16 protein-coding genes and 1 pseudogene are annotated in these 17,596 nt (G+C 39.6%); 6 read left to right on the forward strand and 11 right to left on the reverse strand.

The annotated features are described in order from the left end of the window. Positions 1-216 (reverse strand): annotated as a pseudogene (locus G468_RS20075) (hypothetical protein); the annotation flags it as partial. Between the two features lie 252 nt (positions 217-468). Between G468_RS20075 and G468_RS0107475 the strand changes: the two are divergent. Then, positions 469-975 (forward strand): GNAT family N-acetyltransferase, encoded by a 507-nt coding sequence (locus G468_RS0107475; RefSeq protein ID WP_026822600.1) that lies wholly within the window; start codon positions 469-471, stop codon positions 973-975. On the opposite strand, the gene G468_RS0107480 is transcribed toward G468_RS0107475, so the two are convergent. Next, entirely contained in the window at positions 952-1,257 is a 306-nt protein-coding gene (locus G468_RS0107480) for a GIY-YIG nuclease family protein (RefSeq protein ID WP_026822601.1), read from the reverse strand. The two genes, G468_RS0107475 and G468_RS0107480, sit on opposite strands and share 24 nt — an antisense overlap. A 273-nt stretch (positions 1,258-1,530) precedes the next feature. Here G468_RS0107480 and G468_RS0107485 point away from each other — a divergent pair, with 273 nt between their 5' ends. Together G468_RS0107485 and G468_RS0107490 are read left to right on the forward strand one after the other, a co-directional pair. Then, the gene (locus G468_RS0107485) at positions 1,531-1,821 is read left to right on the forward strand and encodes a YdgH/BhsA/McbA family protein (protein WP_026822602.1); all 291 of its coding nucleotides are present in this window, start codon (positions 1,531-1,533) and stop codon (positions 1,819-1,821) included. 105 nt (positions 1,822-1,926) lie between these two features. After that, positions 1,927-2,367: a YhbP family protein gene (locus tag G468_RS0107490; protein ID WP_026822603.1), complete on the forward strand. Its 441-nt coding sequence runs from the start codon at positions 1,927-1,929 to the stop codon at positions 2,365-2,367. Here the strand turns inward: G468_RS0107490 and nrdG are convergent. From nrdG to pyrB, 5 genes are all read right to left on the reverse strand, one after another. Then, entirely contained in the window at positions 2,364-2,828 is a 465-nt protein-coding gene (nrdG, locus tag G468_RS0107495) for an anaerobic ribonucleoside-triphosphate reductase-activating protein (protein WP_026822604.1), read from the reverse strand. The genes G468_RS0107490 and nrdG overlap by 4 nt on opposite strands. A gap of 4 nt (positions 2,829-2,832) precedes the next feature. Further along, positions 2,833-4,965, reverse strand: a complete 2,133-nt coding sequence (gene nrdD, locus G468_RS0107500) for an anaerobic ribonucleoside-triphosphate reductase (protein WP_026822605.1) — start codon at positions 4,963-4,965, stop codon at positions 2,833-2,835. Between the two features lie 345 nt (positions 4,966-5,310). Then, a complete protein-coding gene (locus G468_RS0107505) occupies positions 5,311-5,697 on the reverse strand; it encodes a RidA family protein (RefSeq protein WP_026822606.1) in 387 nt (128 codons plus the stop codon). A 96-nt stretch (positions 5,698-5,793) separates the two neighbouring features. Further along, positions 5,794-6,258 carry an aspartate carbamoyltransferase regulatory subunit gene (pyrI, locus tag G468_RS0107510; protein ID WP_026822607.1) on the reverse strand — a complete coding sequence of 155 codons (465 nt, stop codon included), beginning with the start codon at positions 6,256-6,258 and terminating at the stop codon, positions 5,794-5,796. 11 nt (positions 6,259-6,269) lie between these two features. Beyond that, positions 6,270-7,205 (reverse strand): aspartate carbamoyltransferase, encoded by a 936-nt coding sequence (gene pyrB / locus G468_RS0107515; protein ID WP_026822608.1) that lies wholly within the window; start codon positions 7,203-7,205, stop codon positions 6,270-6,272. A 782-nt stretch (positions 7,206-7,987) separates the two neighbouring features. On the opposite strand from pyrB, the gene rraB reads away from it, so the two are divergent. Continuing rightward, positions 7,988-8,443 (forward strand): ribonuclease E inhibitor RraB, encoded by a 456-nt coding sequence (gene rraB / locus G468_RS0107525; protein WP_051296995.1) that lies wholly within the window; start codon positions 7,988-7,990, stop codon positions 8,441-8,443. 134 nt (positions 8,444-8,577) lie between these two features. Here the strand turns inward: rraB and G468_RS0107530 are convergent, their stop codons facing one another. Genes G468_RS0107530 through pepA form a run of 3 tightly spaced genes read right to left on the reverse strand, consistent with a single transcriptional unit; the run spans position 8,578 to position 13,514 of the window. Beyond that, positions 8,578-11,475 (reverse strand): valine--tRNA ligase, encoded by a 2,898-nt coding sequence (locus G468_RS0107530; protein ID WP_034249507.1) that lies wholly within the window; start codon positions 11,473-11,475, stop codon positions 8,578-8,580. Between the two features lie 16 nt (positions 11,476-11,491). Continuing rightward, entirely contained in the window at positions 11,492-11,941 is a 450-nt protein-coding gene (locus G468_RS0107535) for a DNA polymerase III subunit chi (protein WP_026822611.1), read from the reverse strand. 52 nt (positions 11,942-11,993) lie between these two features. Then, positions 11,994-13,514, reverse strand: coding sequence for a leucyl aminopeptidase (gene pepA / locus G468_RS0107540; RefSeq protein ID WP_026822612.1), 1,521 nt, complete (start codon positions 13,512-13,514; stop codon positions 11,994-11,996). Between the two features lie 291 nt (positions 13,515-13,805). Here pepA and lptF point away from each other — a divergent pair, with 291 nt between their 5' ends. Together lptF and lptG are read left to right on the forward strand one after the other, a co-directional pair. Further along, positions 13,806-14,903 carry an LPS export ABC transporter permease LptF gene (gene lptF, locus G468_RS0107545; protein ID WP_026822613.1) on the forward strand — a complete coding sequence of 366 codons (1,098 nt, stop codon included), beginning with the start codon at positions 13,806-13,808 and terminating at the stop codon, positions 14,901-14,903. Next, positions 14,903-15,979, forward strand: a complete 1,077-nt coding sequence (gene lptG / locus G468_RS0107550) for an LPS export ABC transporter permease LptG (protein ID WP_026822614.1) — start codon at positions 14,903-14,905, stop codon at positions 15,977-15,979. The genes lptF and lptG overlap by 1 nt, the downstream gene beginning before the upstream one ends. 78 nt (positions 15,980-16,057) lie before the next feature. On the opposite strand, the gene ampH is transcribed toward lptG, so the two are convergent. Then, positions 16,058-17,350 (reverse strand): D-alanyl-D-alanine-carboxypeptidase/endopeptidase AmpH, encoded by a 1,293-nt coding sequence (gene ampH, locus G468_RS20085; protein ID WP_071846862.1) that lies wholly within the window; start codon positions 17,348-17,350, stop codon positions 16,058-16,060. Positions 17,351-17,596 lie beyond the last annotated feature (246 nt).

Here is a 17,596-nt window from a genome sequence, read left to right on the forward strand (position 1 = left end):
CGTGTCGAGAAAAAATTGGGGGCCGAGTCGGACGCAGTGGCGTATGGCTTCTTTTAGGGTGTCATAAAAAAATTCAGGCGGTCTGTCATCATCATTTTCGGGTGGGAGAGAGATCATAAAACGTTTCGGATAAACAGGCGCTGTGGCACGTGAAGTGACGGGCAGCCTGCCTGATTTAACCGGTTTACGCTTTCTGGGAGATTTATTGCGAGCCATCGAGATGAATCCCTGAAAAAAATTAACCTACTGCAGAGTATAAAACAGTACTCAACTCATTAACATCCCCGAAGCAGCACCGCTGCGCCGCTCACGCGTAGCGTGCTACGTTCGTCTATATGTAAAAAATCTATTGGGTGCCTTTGAATTAGAGACCATGCCTGCCATTTTACGCTTTGGTTTATTGCAATTCGCTGATTTGATTAAACTAGTCCAAAATGAAAATATTGATTATAAAGAGCGTGCATTATCATGCTAATTCGCGTTGAAATTCCTGTTGATGCGCCAGGCATTGATCAATTATTACGCCAATCATTTCCCACCGGTGCTGAGGCTGATTTAGTGCAAAAATTGCGTCAGGACGGTTTATTTGTATTGGAAATGGTGGCGACTGATGATAAAGGACAAATTATTGGTTATATCGGCTTTACCTTAGTCGATGTCAACGGTGATAAGGAATGTCAATGGGTGGGATTAGCACCATTAGCTGTTGCTAGCGCTTATCAGCGACAAGGTATTGGCGCAAAATTGGTTTATGACGGCTTAGATAGTCTAAACGAATTTGGTTATAAAGCGGTAGTGGTGGTTGGTGATCCGAATTATTACCGTCGTTTTGGTTTTACGCTGGCTCAGCAGCATGGACTTACATGTAAATGGTCTGGAATGGAAGCCTATTTTCAAGTTTATGCGTTAGAGAATGGTAATTTAGCCGATTATGCAGGACGAGTTAATTTTTCATCTTATTTTGATGATTGCTAATTTAGCAAGATAGCCAGCCAGATCTAAAGGTTGGTCTGCGACAAGTTGCTCTTTTTGTACTTTGGACAATTGTTTTATTTGATATTCTAACGACAATGCGTCTGAATGGCTATCTAGTTGGCATTGGTATACTAATAAAAGAGGCGATTTACCTCTTAACGCTTTAGCGCCTTTGCCTAAATGATGTTGTTGCAAGCGGCGCGCGATATCCGTGCTGATGCCAGTATAAAGCGCATTTTGTCCATTTCTGATCAGATAAATTGACCAAGGCTTTTTCGTCATATTATGTTGATTCAATTAGATTTTTAGTTAATTTAACAGAAAAAATAAGTTATTTTTCTATACCGATTTTGTCGTGACAATAAGTCCTATAAGGTGTGTAAACGCTATTTTAACCAAGTTAAAACAATTATTTTTATATGTTATTCATTTTTTTTGAAAGACAGCAACAAAAAAAACTAATCCAAAATTTTAACTAGTGCCTATACTATGATCTATATCACAGGAATAACCAATAATATTTCTGAATGATAATAATCAATTAAGGAGTTTATGATGAAAAAATTACCAGTTGCTTTAATTTTGGTTTTAGGTGCGTTGTCATTTGGTGCAATGGCTGATCAGGCAAAAGAAGTAGTAGAATTCCCTGCTCAACAACCAATGGGAATTGTCTCTGTAGTTACGGGAGAAACGCCTACTAGTGCCGTTGAACAGTTAGCTGAAAAAGCTGCCAAAGAAGGGGCAACTAGTTATCATGTTACCTTTTTAGCTTATACACAAAATAAAGTACAAGCTAATGCTAGAATCTATGGTAACAGTCAAGTTACTGCGCCAGTTTATAGATAATTGGTAGTATAAATTATCGGATGATGGCAGCTTTGATTTTTGATAAAAACACGCTGAAGAATTATTTTTCAGCGTGTTTTTACTTAAGGAGAGAGATTATCCACTATGTTTGCTGCTCAACCCTCATTGGCTATTATGCAACAATACCTTTCACGTCAGCATGTTTTTTCGCTATTTACCTCTTTTCAATCCGATAGTTGGCCGGCCATCTGTTTTTATACTTTTAACGCCCAAACGATGTCGTTATATTTTCTGACCGAAACCACTACTCGCCATGGCCAATTGATGCTTAAAAACCCGATTGTCGCTGGCACTATTTGTTGTCAAAGCAAAGCAGTAGCCAAGATCCAAGGGATACAATTTACTGGTAAAGTCCATTCCCTGACTGGCAAACAAGAACAGCAAGCTCGGCAAAATTATCATCGGCGCTTTCCGGTCGCTATGGCGGCCAGTATCCCTATCTGGCAATTATCTTTACAACAGATCAAAATGGTCAATAATAAGCTAGGTTTTGGCACCAAACTGATTTGGCATCGTGACAGTTAAGCTAATTTATGGATCACTTGGTTATGACTACCTCGCCATAATAGATTGGGTTCATGAAGCGCTTGAATAAATTTCCCATCAACTATTACATCAAGATAGTTAACGACGGCGCGTTGATTGGCGGTTAATTGGTCAAGGGTATAACCGGTCCACAGCCAAATATCTTTATCGGGGCATTCAAGTTTGATGCGTTTAACCAACTGTAAAATTGCTGCTACATTTTGTGGATGCAACGGGTCGCCGCCAGAAAGGGAAAGTCCCTGACGGACGATCCTTTGGTCTTGTAGATCAGTGATAATTTGATTTTCTATTACTTGGGTAAACGGTTTACCAGAGTCAATTTTCCAGGTGCTTTTATTGTAACAACCTTTACATTGATGGAGACAACCCGCGACAAATAACGTACAACGTGTTCCTGTGCCATTAACCACATCAACCGGGTAATATCGATGATAATTCATAATGTTATCCAAGTTGACCATTTTTCATATGTTTAACGCGTCGTTTAACTTCTTCTTGTTTACCGCTATTGAAGGGTCTGGCATCGGGGCTGCCCAGATAACCACAAACACGGCGAATAACCGAAACGCGGGTTGGATCATGATTATCGCAAGATGGGCAGACAAATCCTTTACTGGTACAAGCGAATTCGCCGGCAAACCCACATTCATAACATTCGTCAATTGGGGTATTGGTACCATAATAGGGGATATGATGATAGCTATAATCCCAGACATCTTCTAATGCTTTCAAGTTATGTTGTAAATTTGGATATTCACCGTAGCAGATAAAGCCACCACTTGCTAAAGCCGGGTAAGGTGCTTCAAAGTCAATTTTATCGTAAGGATTGACCTGTTTTTCAACATCCAGATGAAAACTATTGGTATAGTATCCTTTATCAGTAACACCCTCGATTAAGCCAAATTCAGCCACATCTAAGCGACAAAATCGGTCACATAAATTTTCACTGGGAGTACTATATAAGCTAAATCCATAACCAGTCTCAGCTTTCCAGCGATCTGTCGCTGTACGCAGTTGTTTAATGATCTGATAGGCTTTTTGCCGCAGAGTCTCATCATCAAAAACGTGTTTTTGCGTGCCATAAAGTGCATTGATTGTTTCATGCAGACCGATATAACCTAAAGAAATCGATGCACGACCACGTTTAAATATTTCAGCAATATTGTCTTCCGCTTGTAAACGAACGCCACAGGCACCCTCCATATAGAGAATAGGGGCGACACGCGCTTTGACATTTTCTAGTCTGGCGATACGCGTCATCAGCGCTTTTTTGGTAATTGCCAATCTGCTATCTAGGATTTGGTAAAATTGCTGTTCGTTACTTTTAGCCTCAATGGCTATTCGAGGCAAGTTAATACTGATCACACCAAGATTATTACGTCCTTCATGGATAGCTTGCCCTTGCTCTTCATAAACGCCTAAAAAACTACGACAACCCATTGGTGTTTTGAAGGAGCCTGTAACATTGACCACTTGATCATAGTTAAGAATATCTGGGTACATCCGTTTACTGGCACACTCTAGTGCCAGTTGTTTAATATCGTAATTTGGATCGCCGTATTGGTGATTGATCCCCTTACGGATAGCAAAAACTAATTTTGGAAATACCGCGGTTTTACGATTTTTACCGAGTCCAGCTAAACGATTTTGTAAGATCGATTTTTGGATCAATCGCGACTCTTTTGAAGTTCCTAAGCCAAAGCCAAAAGTAACAAAAGGGGTTTGTCCATTTGCGGTGTGCAGTGTGTTGACTTCATATTCCAGTGATTGAAAAGCGTCATAACACTCTTTTTCTGTTCTGCTCTCAGCGTAGTCCAATTGGTCGGCAATTTGCCATTCTTTGGCAATTTTTAAGTGTTTTTTATAGCTCGCTTCAACAAATGGCGCCAGTACTTCATCGATACGATTAATGGTTGTACCGCCATAAATATGACTGGCCACTTGGGCAATAATTTGTGCCGTCACGGCGGTAGCGGTTGAAATCGATTTTGGTGGCTCGATTTCAGCATTACCCATTTTAAAACCTTTGGTTAACATCCCTTGCAAATCGATTAGCATACAGTTAAACATTGGAAAAAAAGGTGAGTAATCAAGATCATGATAGTGAATTTCACCACGTTCATGTGCGATAACAACATCACGCGGTAAAATATGTTGTTTTGCATAATGCTTAGCAACAATGCCGGCTAATAAATCGCGTTGAGTGGGAATAACCTTACTGTCTTTATTTGCATTCTCATTGAGTAATGAAACATTACTTTGCTCAATCAAGCCGCGAATTTCGTGAGTGAGGCGACTACGTTGTTCTCTGGCAATATCCCGTTCATGGCGATATGCAATGTAATTTCTGGCCAGATCTTTATAACGACCGGCCATCAGTTGATTTTCAACCGCATCTTGGATTTCATGAATATCAACGGTTTGGCGGTTGCCTAATTGTTGTTCGACGACTGAGGCGACAACTGCACAATATTGATCATCGCAAATCCCAGTGGCTGCACGCATGACGGCTTCTTTGATCCGATTTTTATCAAAAAGAACCTGACAACCATCGCGTTTAATAACTACTGTTTTCACAATAGGCTCCTCCAATAGTTATCCACAATTTAATCACAATAAATAATGCAGTATTAATTTGTGGATAGACCTGTCTATAAATTCTATATATAGTGCTTTACTATATATTAAAGCACAATATATAGTATCTGAGGTTTATTTAGCAGGACTTTTATTGATCTAAAACAAAGAAATTGGATGTTGTTTGTTTTTTAGCTAAATGTTAATAACAACAGCGAGGTTTACGTAGCTAATTATTTAAAAATCTTTATAGAAAAAGTTTCTATAAAGATTTTCGTTAAGTAAATGGTTAACTCCCTAGCAATCACTAAGTTTCATTAGCCATAATACCAAAGTGAGTGAAATTTATTTGCGAATAGCTATCGCTTCAATTTCTATGCAAACATCTTTGGGTAAGCGAGCAACTTCGACGCAAGAACGAGCAGGATAAGGCGCATTATGTTTGTTAAAAAAAGCTTCATAAGTCGCATTTACACTCGCAAAATCATTCAGATCTTTAACAAAAACGGTAGTTTTAACAATATTAGCTACATTGAGCCCTGCTTTTTCTACAATAGCCTGAATGTTTTCCAGAGATTGCGTTGTTTGAGCAATTATGTCCGCCGCTATTTCACCGGTTTTCGGATCAACTGGAATTTGGCCGGATGTAATAATTATGTTGCCAAGATCAACACCTTGTACATAAGGGCCGATAGCTGCTGGCGCGTTTTCAGTTTTAATTTCGTAGGACATAAGTTGTTCTTTACCTTGTAGTCTAAAAGTTGATCATCAATTTACTAGCACCACTATCTTAGTGGTCGACATGAATGGGTGTTATATAATACCGCATTACATATTATTAATTACCGCATGTCGATCAAAGGTTTTTTCACAATATTTGCATGTCAGAATGACTTCATTATGCAGCTGTTTAACGTTAAAACTGCTACTAACGGGCTCATTATGGCTAATGCAATTACTGTTAGGGCAGATCAAAACCGCATCAATTTGTTCAGGTAAACTAATTGATAGTTTTTTTTCCACTTTATAGTCTTTAATACAATTAACAGTTGCATGGGGAGCATACATAGCCAGTTCGTTTGCTTGTTCAGGTGTGAGAAAGGTATTTTCAATTTTAATCAAATCTTTTTTACCTAAGTGATTAGAAGGTAAATTTAAACCAATAGTAATACGCTGATCCGTTTGCGTTAATTTAAACAGTGAAAGTAACTTAAAACCCATTTGGGCAGGAATATGGTCGATAACAGTGCCACAGCTAATTGCTTCCACTTGTAATTTGTGGTTATTTGCCATAATAGAATGCCTCAGAAATTAATAGTTTTGTTTAGTATCAACGCTAAAAGTGCTTGTCGTGCATAGATACCATTACCCGCTTGCTGAAAATAGTAAGCATGAGATGTTTTATCAACATCAGTGGTAATTTCATCAATACGTGGTAAAGGATGTAAAACTTTCATGCCAGGTTTAGCGCTGGTTAGTTCATGACTGGTTAAAATAAATTGGGCTTTAACATTGGCATATTCCGAAGGATCTAAACGCTCTTTTTGCACTCGTGTTATATACAGAATGTCCAGTTTTGGCAACGCCGCTTCTATGTTGTCATGTAAGCTATAAGTTATCCCTTTTTCTTCTAACAGATGTAGGATATGGGCTGGCATGGCTAAAGCTTCCGGCGCAATAAAATAGAAATGATTATTGTCAAATTTCGATAATGCTTGGGTTAATGAATGAACGGTTCGGCCATATTTCAGATCGCCAACCATCGCAATATGTAAATTATTTAAACTGCCTTGGCTCTCTTGAATGGTGAACAGATCGAGTAGTGTCTGTGTAGGATGTTGATTGGCTCCATCACCGGCGTTGATGACCGGGATTTTACCTGCAAACTGAGCTGCTAAACGTGATGCGCCTTCTTGTGGATGGCGGATAACAATGGCATCAACATATTGGCTAATAACCGATATCGTATCTGCCAGGGTTTCGCCTTTTTTTCCTAACGAAGTATTATTGCTATCGGAAAACCCCACCACAGAAGCCCCTAAGCGGTGAATAGCGGTTTCGAAAGAAAGGCGTGTACGGGTGGAGGCTTCAAAGAAACAACTGGCAATCACTTTATGTTTTAGTAGCTCCGGTTGGGGGTAATGTTTTAGTGACCTAGCAACTTCAAGTACAGCGAGTAGATCTTCACGTTTTAAATCATTTATCGAGATTATGTCTCGAAGATACAACGGATTAACCATCGTGTTGTTCCTCCTTTCTTTATGCCATGTCTAATTGTTATGCCAAAAAAAAGCCCCTCATTGAGGGGCTTGAATAAATAGGGTTGGCCGAGGAGGAAATGCAATAACTAAATAGCCCATTGGCAGCAATGCATATATTAATTCTTTTAAGCATTGGTTATGCATTTTTTCTCCCACAAAAATTTTGGCGCATTATACGCCGCTCTGTCAGTATAGCAAGTGATCGCGGAAAGAAAATTGATAAAATTTTTTAAAAATATAATGCATTGAATTCAGATGAAATTTTTTGCAGCCAAACAAAATAATTTTTGCTAATCGTATTGAGGCATATTTTGGCAAAATTAGCTAATAATGCTTAGTTGTTAATAATTTGGTTTATGGCTTGTTTTCGGTTATTTATTCATCAGAAACAATTTTATTAATCAACCTTTTTTTGGAGATATTCACTCAAATAATTATAAACAGGTTACTATTGATTAAACATAACTCTGTAATTTTATTCATTTTTTTATATTTAAGTCATATTCAAAGCATGATCATAAAAAATCCAAATCAATCCGGATATAAATTTCTTTGTTGTAATAGTAGCTCTCCTTCGTTGGCTATGGGAGAATGCAAAAGTTACTGTCATATTAATACAGAGGGAGCGCGACATGGTTAATAAAAAAGTACTAGGAGAGCAGCAGGAAGATACCCGTTTGGATGTTGAAAATGTAGCGACGGATAGCAGTGATCCTAATGTGTTTTATGAAATAGAGCATTACCTTTCAGCTGAAGAGTTGATGTCGTTTAAAAAAGCCTTATCAGAACAGCAAATTTCCACAGAAAATTTGTTACTAGAAAAAAAAGCAGTCGCAGAGCAGCGAGCAGAAACACATTCAATTATTGAAGAATTATTGGAAGATGGTAGTGATCCGAATGCTCTGTATGAAATAGAACATCACTTTTCGGCCAAAGATTTTAAATTATTGGAAAAAGCGGCAATAGTGGCATTTAAATTAGGTTATGAAGTACACGATGCTGAAGAGCTAGAAATTGAAGATGGTACGGTATTGATGTGTTGTGATGTCTATCGGGATAGTGCGCTTGATGCAGAATTAATTAATAAGCAAGTTGTGCAATTGATGGTGTTAACGGAAAAAATTGGCATTAACTACGATGGTTGGGGGACATTCTTTGAAGACCCTAATTATGATGATGCGGAAGAAAAGCCCGTAGAACCTAAGGCATTACATTAGAATCATATTTTTAGAATGAAAAGAACCGCGATTATCAATCAGTTGATAAAGCGGATTAAGCTGAGTAAATACTGGTTAGAGTAAGTTTGTGAGTCAACAGCACTGCTGCACAAAATAGCAGTGCTGTTGCTTATTCAAAGTGAGCTAATAGTGACTTTTTGATTAGTCAGTTTTTGTTTTGCTGCTAAATGAACCGCTAGGCGTTCACGCTCTTTTTCAACAACAGCAGCAGGTGCTCGGCTGACAAAGCTATCATTAGCTAATTTGTTTTCAATTGCTGCTATCTCTTTGGTCAATTTATGCAGCTCTTTATCTAGCCGCGCTAATTCGGCATCTTTATCGACTAAATCTGCCATTGGGATCAACACTTCAGCGCCATCTATCAGTTTAGTCACAGCAAGGGGGGTTGGTTGCAGTTCATCCAAAACAGTAATAGCGCTAAGACGAGCCATCGCTTGAATAAAATTCAGATTTTCTGTCACACGTCGTTTTGTTGCATGGTTAGTGCCGCGTAATAGCAGATCTAATGACTTAGCGGGTGAAATATTCATTTCTGCCCGAATGTTTCGTATAGCGATAATGAGTTCTTTGATCCATTCCAAATCATGGCGTGCTGCTTCATCAACCTTGTCGGCTGCAAAGATTGGAAAAGGCTGTAACATGATGGTGTCTTGTTGGATGCCCTTAACCACTTTCACCCGTTGCCAAATGGTCTCGGTAATAAATGGAATAATAGGATGTGCCAGTCGTAATAAGCTTTCCAGTATTTCAATCAAGGTATAACGTGTTGCACGAATTTCTGCTTCATTTCCCTTATGAATCGCGGGTTTAGACAGTTCTAAATACCAATCGCAAAATTGGTTCCAGGTAAATTCATACAAAATATTGGCGGCGATATCAAAGCGATAAGAATCCAGTGCTTCACGGTACAGTTTTACCGTTTGGTTAAATTCTGCCATGATCCAGCGATCAGCCAGCGAAAAAATCATTTCTCCACCCTGCTGACCACAATCTTGTCCTTCAGTATTCATCAAGACATAACGACTCGCATTCCACAGTTTATTACAGAAATTGCGGTAACCAGTCAGGCGTTTCATATCCCAATTGATGTCTCGCCCGGTCGATGCTAATGCTGCCAGCGTAAAGCGTAAAGCGTCGGTACCATGCGCTTTAATGCCCTGTGGATATTCTTTGCGCGTACGTTTAGCAATTTTTTCGGCTAAATGGGGCTGCATCATATTGCCCGTCCGTTTCGTCACTAGATCCTCCAAGGAGATACCATCGATCATATCAAGCGGATCGATGACATTGCCTTTGGATTTTGATATTTTTTGCCCTTCTTCATCACGGATCAGGCCTGTCATATAGACGGTTTTAAAAGGAATTTGCCCTTGACCATTTTCATCTTTGATGAAATACATTGTCAGCATGATCATGCGGGCTATCCAGAAAAAGATAATATCAAAACCACTGACCAACACATCTGTTGGATGGAACGTTTTTAACGCTTCGCTATTTTCTGGCCAACCTAATGTTGAGAAGGTCCAAAGACCAGAAGAGAACCAAGTATCTAATACATCTTCATCCTGATGTAAACTAATATCAGCGCTGAGATTGTTCTCTCGACGCACTTCGTCTTCGTCATGACCGACATAGACATTACCGGATTCATCATACCAAGCGGGTATTCTATGCCCCCACCATAATTGGCGTGAAATACACCAATCTTGGATATCCTGCATCCAGGAAAAATACATATTTTCATACTGTTTAGGAACAAACTGAATACGACCCTCTTTTACCGCAGCAATGGCTTGTTTTGCTAATGGTAGGGTACGAACATACCATTGATCAGTCAGCATTGGCTCAATAACAACGCCGCCACGATCGCCATAAGGAACGGTAAGTTGATGCGGTTTTATGGCGACTAATAATCCGAGTTTTTCTAATTCGTTTACTATCGCTTTACGGGCAGCAAAACGTTCCATTCCCTGGTAGGATGCAGGGATTGTCGCTGTATAAATCGTGCTAGGGTTGCCGGTGCTGTCGAATACTTCAGCTTGTTGACGGATATGTCCATTGAAATCGAAAATATTGATCATGGGCAACTGGTGACGTTTACCCACTTCATAGTCGTTAAAATCGTGCGCTGGTGTGATCTTCACACAGCCAGTGCCTTTTTCCATATCGGCGTGTTCATCACCGACGATAGGAATACGACGATTAACTAAGGGTAATAAAATTTGTTTGCCAATTAAATTCTTATAGCGTGGATCGGCGGGATTAACCGCCACACCCGTATCACCAAGCATGGTTTCAGGTCGAGTAGTTGCAACAACTAGGTAATCTTGGCCTTCTGTGGTTTTTACACCATCAGCAAGGGGATAACGTAAATGCCACATAAAACCGTTAACTTCTCGATTTTCAACTTCTAAATCGGAAATAGCGGTATGCAGTTTAGGATCCCAGTTGACTAATCGTTTACCGCGATAAATAAGATCATCTTGATAGAGTCGGATAAATGCTTCTTTTACTGCTTTGGAGAGACCTTTATCCATCGTAAAGCGTTCACGTTGCCAATCAACAGAATCACCCAATCGTCGCATTTGCTGAGAAATATTACCGCCTGATTCGGCTTTCCATTGCCAAATTTTTTCAATAAACGCTTCTCTGCCATAATCGTGGCGAGTTTTATTCTCTTCAGCGCTAATTTTGCGCTCAACAACCATCTGAGTGGCGATCCCCGCGTGATCTGTGCCGCTTTGCCAAAGCGTGTTTTTTCCTTGCATGCGCTGGTAGCGAATTAAGGTGTCCATGATTGTTTGCTGAAAAGCATGCCCCATATGCAGGTTACCGGTCACATTTGGTGGAGGGATCACGATACAAAAACTCTGTTTGCTGTTATCACCGTGCGGTGCAAAATAGCCATTCTTTTCCCAGTGTGCATATAAAGGTTGTTCAATTGCCGCTGGCTGATAAGTTTTGTCGAGCGATGGCTCAGACTGAGTTTGATTTGCGGGTTTCTTTTCCATCTTGCTTCGTTATTTATTAAGTTGTTGGTGGTGCTGCCATGATCAAATTAAACCCCATGTTGCGATAAGTTTTGTATCGTTCACGCGCCAACTGTTTCAAATGTTCATCAGTAGGTACAAAGTCTATCACTTCATGGAATGTTGTGGCAAAGTCTGCAAATGTTGATTGTAGATTTATCAATATATCTCTTGCTGAGCTACCCCGTTTTGTTGGCCAACAAAGCTCAACAGGTGCGCCATAGCGAGGGCCTTCACCGGCTAAATTATGTGGGACAAATTGATAAGGTTCTCTTTGCCAAAGTATTTCATCCAATTTTTCGGCTTGTATTTGATCCTCACAAGCAATTAAAACACGTTTACCCATCCGCCAGTTTTCTGCTGCTAGCTGACAGGCTAACCATTCATGACTTTCAAGTTCTGCTTGTGAAGATAGCTGCTCTATTAAATAGAAAGTTGCTTTTTTCATCGCATTACGGTTATGGGAAAAGGGTATTGCTTACAATACCCTATTATTAAATTCACTGGTGCGATTTTTCGTCACAGTTTATATAAGCACGATTTAACAGAAATTGAGCAAGTAATGCTACAGGGCGGCCTGTTGCTCCTTTTGTTTTTCCAGATTGCCAAGCTGTTCCTGCAATATCTAAATGTGCCCAGTGATATTTAGTGGCAAAACGCTCTAGGAAACAGCCAGCGGTAATTGCACCACCCGAACGGCCTCCTATATTCGCAAGATCAGCAAAGTTTGATTCTAACTGCTCATAGAATTCTTCTGCCAGAGGTAGTTGCCATGCTTTATCGCCTGTTTGCTTAGCGGCGCTAAGTAATTCATGGGCTAAAGGATTATGATTTGACATTAATCCACTATAATGATTACCAAGTGCAATAATACAGGCTCCGGTTAAAGTTGCAACATCAATTACCACATCAGGATCAAAACGTTCTATATAAGTTAGTGTGTCACAAAGAACTAATCTTCCTTCCGCATCGGTATTGAGGACTTCTACTGTCTGTCCTGACATGGTAGTTAAAATATCACCGGGTCGATAAGCTTTACCGCTCGGCATATTTTCACAACCCGCTAATACGGCAATAACGTTAATCGGCAGTTTTAGTTCAGCAACAAAGCGCATAACGCCATAAACAGTTGCGGCTCCGCACATATCATATTTCATTTCATCCATGCCATCGGATGGTTTAATAGAAATCCCGCCAGAGTCAAAAGTTAATCCTTTACCGACTAACACAATCGGTTTAGCCGCTGGATCGGTGCTTCCTTTGTATTCCATAATCGACATTAGCGATTCATTTTGTGAGCCTTGGCCAACGGCTAAATAAGCATTCATTGCCAGCTCTTTCATCTGCTCTTCGCCAATTACTTTGGTGGTAAGATTTTGATAATTGTCAGCTAACTGACGAGCTTGTGAAGCTAAATAGGCAGCATTGCAAATATTGGGCGGCATATTAGCCAGATCTTTTGCTGACTTAATGCCTATTGAGACAGCAAGGCCGTGTGAAATAGCGCGCTCGCCATTGGCTAAATCACGGCGTGTTGGGACATTAAAGACGATTTTACGTAAGGGTCGTCGTGGCTCGCTCTTATTACTTTTGAGTTGATTAAATACATATAACGTTTCTTTGGCGGTTTCCACTGCTTGGCGAACTTTCCAATAATTATTGCGGCTTTTTACATGCAATTCTGTTAGAAAGCACACAGCTTCCATTGAGCCGGTTTCATTTAAGGTATTAATTGTTTTTTGGATAATCTGTTTATATTGACGCTCATCGAGTTCACGTTCTTTACCGCATCCAACTAACAGAATACGTTCAGATAATATATTAGGAACATGGTGCAGTAATAGCGTTTGGCCAACTTTACCTTCCAGTTCTCCGCGGCGTAGTAAGGCACTGATATAGCCGTCACTGATAGTATCCAGTTGTTCGGCTATAGGGGATAAGCGGCGAGGTTCAAATACCCCAACAATAATACAGGCGCTACGCTGTTTCTCTGGGCTACCGCTTTTTACACTAAACTCCATGCATTCTCCTGAATTTTAAAGACAAAGATTGATACTATCGCTAAAATTAACGAACAGTATAAATTTACCTTATGAAATAGCTGCTTTATGTTAAACTAACCCAATGGTTTACGGATAGTAATAGATAACGATTTAGCATATTCTGTTTGGTGTTCCAATAGTTAATGCTACATTTATCATCATGATACATTGTAACGATTAAGAAAACCAAAATATTGTACGTAACTGTAACTATACGATGAAGTTAGCTATTTTGCTGCAAAAAACAAGTTTTCCACAGGTGTAATTAGTGTGATTATAATTCGATATTTAGTTAAGGAAACGCTGAAAAGTCAAGTTGCAATACTTTTTATCCTGATTTTAATTTTTTTTAGTCAAAAAACAATCAATATATTAAGTTCAGCGGTTCAGGGAAATATTCCTTCCGATTTAGTTTTTCCTCTGTTGGGGCTTGGTATCCCTGAAATGGCACAATTGATTTTGCCATTAAGTCTGTTTCTTGGACTGTTAATGACTTACAGTAAACTCTATATCGATAGTGAAATTACTGTTATGCATGCCTGTGGCTTGGGTAAAAAGGTATTAGTAATAGCGGCCTTAATTCTGGCATTATTTACCGCTCTGATTGCGGCAGTCAATGTAGCATGGATGTTACCCTGGTCAGCAAAATATCAAGAACAAGCTTTAGCGGATGCGCAAGCCAATCCTGGTTTAACTCATATGGTTGAGGGGCGATTCAAAACAACCAAGGATCAAAATATTGTTCTTTATATCAGTGAGGTAAAAGGCAAGAATTTTACTGATGTCTTTATGGCGCAATTACGTCCGGTTAATAATCAACGCCCTTCGGTAGTGATTGCCGAAAGTGGCCGTATCCGCGAGGATCAAAACGGTAATCAAATTGTGGTATTAGACAAAGGAACCCGCTACGAAGGCACTGCGTTATTACGCGATTTTCGCATAACGGATTTTAAGGATTATCAGGCGGTGATCGATCATAAAGAAACGGCAGCTACAGGCGATAAAATCGAGCAAAAGGATATGTTGCAATTGTGGCATGCCACAGATGCTGAATCAAAAGCGGAATTTCACTGGCGTTTAACATTGGTGGTGGCAGTACTGATTATGGCCTTGATGGTTGTGCCATTGAGTGAAGTTAACCCCAGGCAGGGTCGAGTGTTAAGTATGTTACCGGCCATGTTGCTTTATTTAATTTTCTTTCTATTACAAAGTACTTTGCACTCCAATGCAGAAAAAGGTGAAATTGATCCTACGATAACAATGTGGTTAGTTAATGCGGCTTTTCTGCTATTAGCGCTTATATTGAATATTTGGGATACCGTTTGGATGCGTCGGCTACGTGCTAAGTTCTATCAAGGAGCCGCCTAATGTTTGGTGTATTAGATAAATATATTGGGCGTACTATTCTCTCTTCAATCCTAATGACCCTTTTTATGTTGATTTCATTATCGGGCATTATTAAATTTGTTGAGCAATTAAGAAAAGTGGGTGATGGTGAGTATACCACCTGGAGTGCAGGGATTTTTACTTTATTAACCGTTCCCAGAGATATTGAAGTCTTTTTTCCAATGGCGGCACTGTTAGGCGCATTACTTGGTTTGGGAACTCTAGCAACCCGTAGTGAATTGGTGGTGATGCAGGCTGCTGGTTTTTCTCGCCTACAGGTTGCGATGTCAGTGATGAAGACTGCGATCCCTTTAGTGATCCTAACGATGGTTATTGGGGAATGGGTTGCTCCTGCAGCAGAGCAGTGGGCGCGTAACTATCGGGCGGAAAAAATTGTTGGTCGATCGTTAATGGTAACAGATCGTGGTTTATGGGCTAAAGATGGTAATGATTTTATTCATATTCAGCGTGTTATCGGTAAAAATGAAATAAAAGAAGTTTCCATCTATCAATTTGATGCACAGAAGAAACTGCAAGCGGTTATTTTTGCTGCTTCAGGCCGCTATAACACTGATACTCATCAATGGCAATTGTCACAAGTAGATAAGTCATTGATTAACAATGAAAAGGATATTACTGGCTCACAGAGTTTATTGATGGATTGGAAAATCAATCTAAACCCAGAAAAATTGGGCGTGGTTTCTCTGGAACCGGATTCGCTACCAATACGAGGTCTTTATAAATACGTTAAATATCTTAAGGAGAGTGGGCAAGAAGCGTCAGTCTATCAATTAAGTATGTGGAAGAAAATTCTATCACCGCTTTCTGTCGCCGTCATGATGTTAATGGCCCTATCATTTATTTTTGGGCCGCTGCGAAGTGTGGCAATGGGGGTAAGAGTATTGATCGGTATTTCTGGCGGATTTATTTTTTATCTGCTCAATGAGGGTTTTGGTAATTTAGGTTTAGTCTATGGTGTTCCGCCAATAATCGCTGCAATGTTACCCAGTGTACTATTTCTTGGATTTAGCATTTTATTATTAATGCGGCGTCAATAATGCGCTTTTACAGTATGGTTAGCTCTATTATTAATCCGTTACCATGCTGATAAAAAAATTTATTGCCTATTATTTGGCTTAACCATGATCAGGGCTTTCTAGCAGTTTTTTAACCAGATTTACCGCAAAATCTTGTTTGGTTGGCTGAAAAGTATCATTATTGTGGTTGATGGTAAGTGCCGCGGTTAAATCATTGATTCCTTGGGTTAAGCGACTAAATTTACTGCCTTTTTTGCGTGAAATCACCGCAAAGATACCGATACGTTGTTGTGGGATCATGGTCATATAGGTATTAAAACCCCCACCGCCACCGGTTTTTTGATAAATGCCGGGAATGCCATCTCGTGGATTCATATAAACCCATCCAAGGCCAATACCATCGGCATGCCCAGCGACGTCCATCCCTTTTATGTCGGTAAGCATATCGCGAGCAAAATAGATCGCTTGTTCACGTTGAGCGGTTGTTTTACTAACTTGGGGATGGGTTGACAGAAATTGTTGCATCCATCTTTGCATATCAGCTGGTGTAGAATAAACACCTCCACTGCCGGCGGCAGCTAACGTACTAATACATGGACTGGATTTATAACCGACCATTAGGCGAGAACATTGATGGGTAGTTGGGGTAAAAGTTGTATCATACATTTCGCTTGGTAGGGTTATTTTTTCGGCAAAAAGTTGTTTATAAGATTTTCCTGCTGCTTTTGCCAAAGCATCTGCTAGTAGATCATAAGCCAGATTAGAATAGGCGGCTTTCGTTCCAGGTAAACACTTCATTTTTGCTTTTTTCAACCATGCCCAACGATTTGTCTGGGTTGGCCAAACAAATACCGTTCGCCCGATTTTACCGCCAGGTTGTTCCCTGGGTAAACCGCTGGTATGACTAGCCAGGTGATATAAGCGAATTGGTTCTTTGCCATTATAAATAGGGATATGAGTACCGAAATAGCTATAGTTTTGTAGTGGATCAGTAATGCGTAATTTTTTATCCGCTTCTAATTTGATCATCACTTCACTGGTCATTAATTTTGTTAATGAAGCAATGCGGATCAATGAATCAGGGCCAGGGGTTTTTCGGCTACCTGGAGCCGTTTCACCATAATAACGGGTGACTATCTGATCATTGTCGATAACCACGATTGCCATCCCTTGTGGATTTGTTTCAGTAAAAATTTGGCTAGCAAAACGATCGACTAAATCAGTCGTTTTTTCAGTAGTGGGTTGATGACGATTTAGAATTTCCAACGCTGTTGGCGAAGATGATGCCGTTTTGGCTGATGGAAATTTTGTTACTGTTGTCGATGACGAGCAACTAGTGAGTGAAATAAATAGAGTAAAGGCTGAAAAGAATTTTAGGCAAAATAGTTGCATTCTTAATAAACCAATATGAATAAATTTTTATAAATAATCGCCTGATAAATGTTCAATTTTCATTAAAGCCTTTGCCAGGCACCTAAATAAAAACCTAATTATGTTATCGATGCTTTACGTTCTATATACTATAACACTCTAATTATAGAGAAATTATGAATATAAGCTACAAAACTATTCTCTGATGTTCTATTACTAGCATAATAATCTGAAAAATAGATCGCATAAAAGAGTAGTCATAAAATA

It is taken from the genome of Arsenophonus nasoniae DSM 15247 (genome assembly GCF_000429565.1).
GTDB classification, from domain to species: Bacteria; Pseudomonadota; Gammaproteobacteria; order Enterobacterales; family Enterobacteriaceae; genus Arsenophonus; species Arsenophonus nasoniae.

Bases quoted from the DNA above. Each gene is read 5' to 3' on its own strand.
- pepA (WP_026822612.1), bottom strand. From the start codon at position 13,514: ATGGAGTTTAGTGTAAAAAGCGGTAGCCCAGAGAAACAGCGTAGCGCC.
- lptG (WP_026822614.1), top strand. From the start codon at position 14,903: ATGTTTGGTGTATTAGATAAATATATTGGGCGTACTATTCTCTCTTCA.
- G468_RS0107530 (WP_034249507.1), bottom strand. From the start codon at position 11,475: ATGGAAAAGAAACCCGCAAATCAAACTCAGTCTGAGCCATCGCTCGAC.
- rraB (WP_051296995.1), top strand. From the start codon at position 7,988: ATGTCGTTTAAAAAAGCCTTATCAGAACAGCAAATTTCCACAGAAAAT.
- G468_RS0107535 (WP_026822611.1), bottom strand. From the start codon at position 11,941: ATGAAAAAAGCAACTTTCTATTTAATAGAGCAGCTATCTTCACAAGCA.
- pyrI (WP_026822607.1), bottom strand. From the start codon at position 6,258: ATGGCAAATAACCACAAATTACAAGTGGAAGCAATTAGCTGTGGCACT.
- G468_RS0107490 (WP_026822603.1), top strand. From the start codon at position 1,927: ATGTTTGCTGCTCAACCCTCATTGGCTATTATGCAACAATACCTTTCA.
- nrdG (WP_026822604.1), bottom strand. From the start codon at position 2,828: ATGAATTATCATCGATATTACCCGGTTGATGTGGTTAATGGCACAGGA.
- G468_RS0107485 (WP_026822602.1), top strand. From the start codon at position 1,531: ATGAAAAAATTACCAGTTGCTTTAATTTTGGTTTTAGGTGCGTTGTCA.
- G468_RS0107475 (WP_026822600.1), top strand. From the start codon at position 469: ATGCTAATTCGCGTTGAAATTCCTGTTGATGCGCCAGGCATTGATCAA.
- pyrB (WP_026822608.1), bottom strand. From the start codon at position 7,205: ATGGTTAATCCGTTGTATCTTCGAGACATAATCTCGATAAATGATTTA.
- G468_RS0107505 (WP_026822606.1), bottom strand. From the start codon at position 5,697: ATGTCCTACGAAATTAAAACTGAAAACGCGCCAGCAGCTATCGGCCCT.
- ampH (WP_071846862.1), bottom strand. From the start codon at position 17,350: ATGCAACTATTTTGCCTAAAATTCTTTTCAGCCTTTACTCTATTTATT.
- G468_RS0107480 (WP_026822601.1), bottom strand. From the start codon at position 1,257: ATGACGAAAAAGCCTTGGTCAATTTATCTGATCAGAAATGGACAAAAT.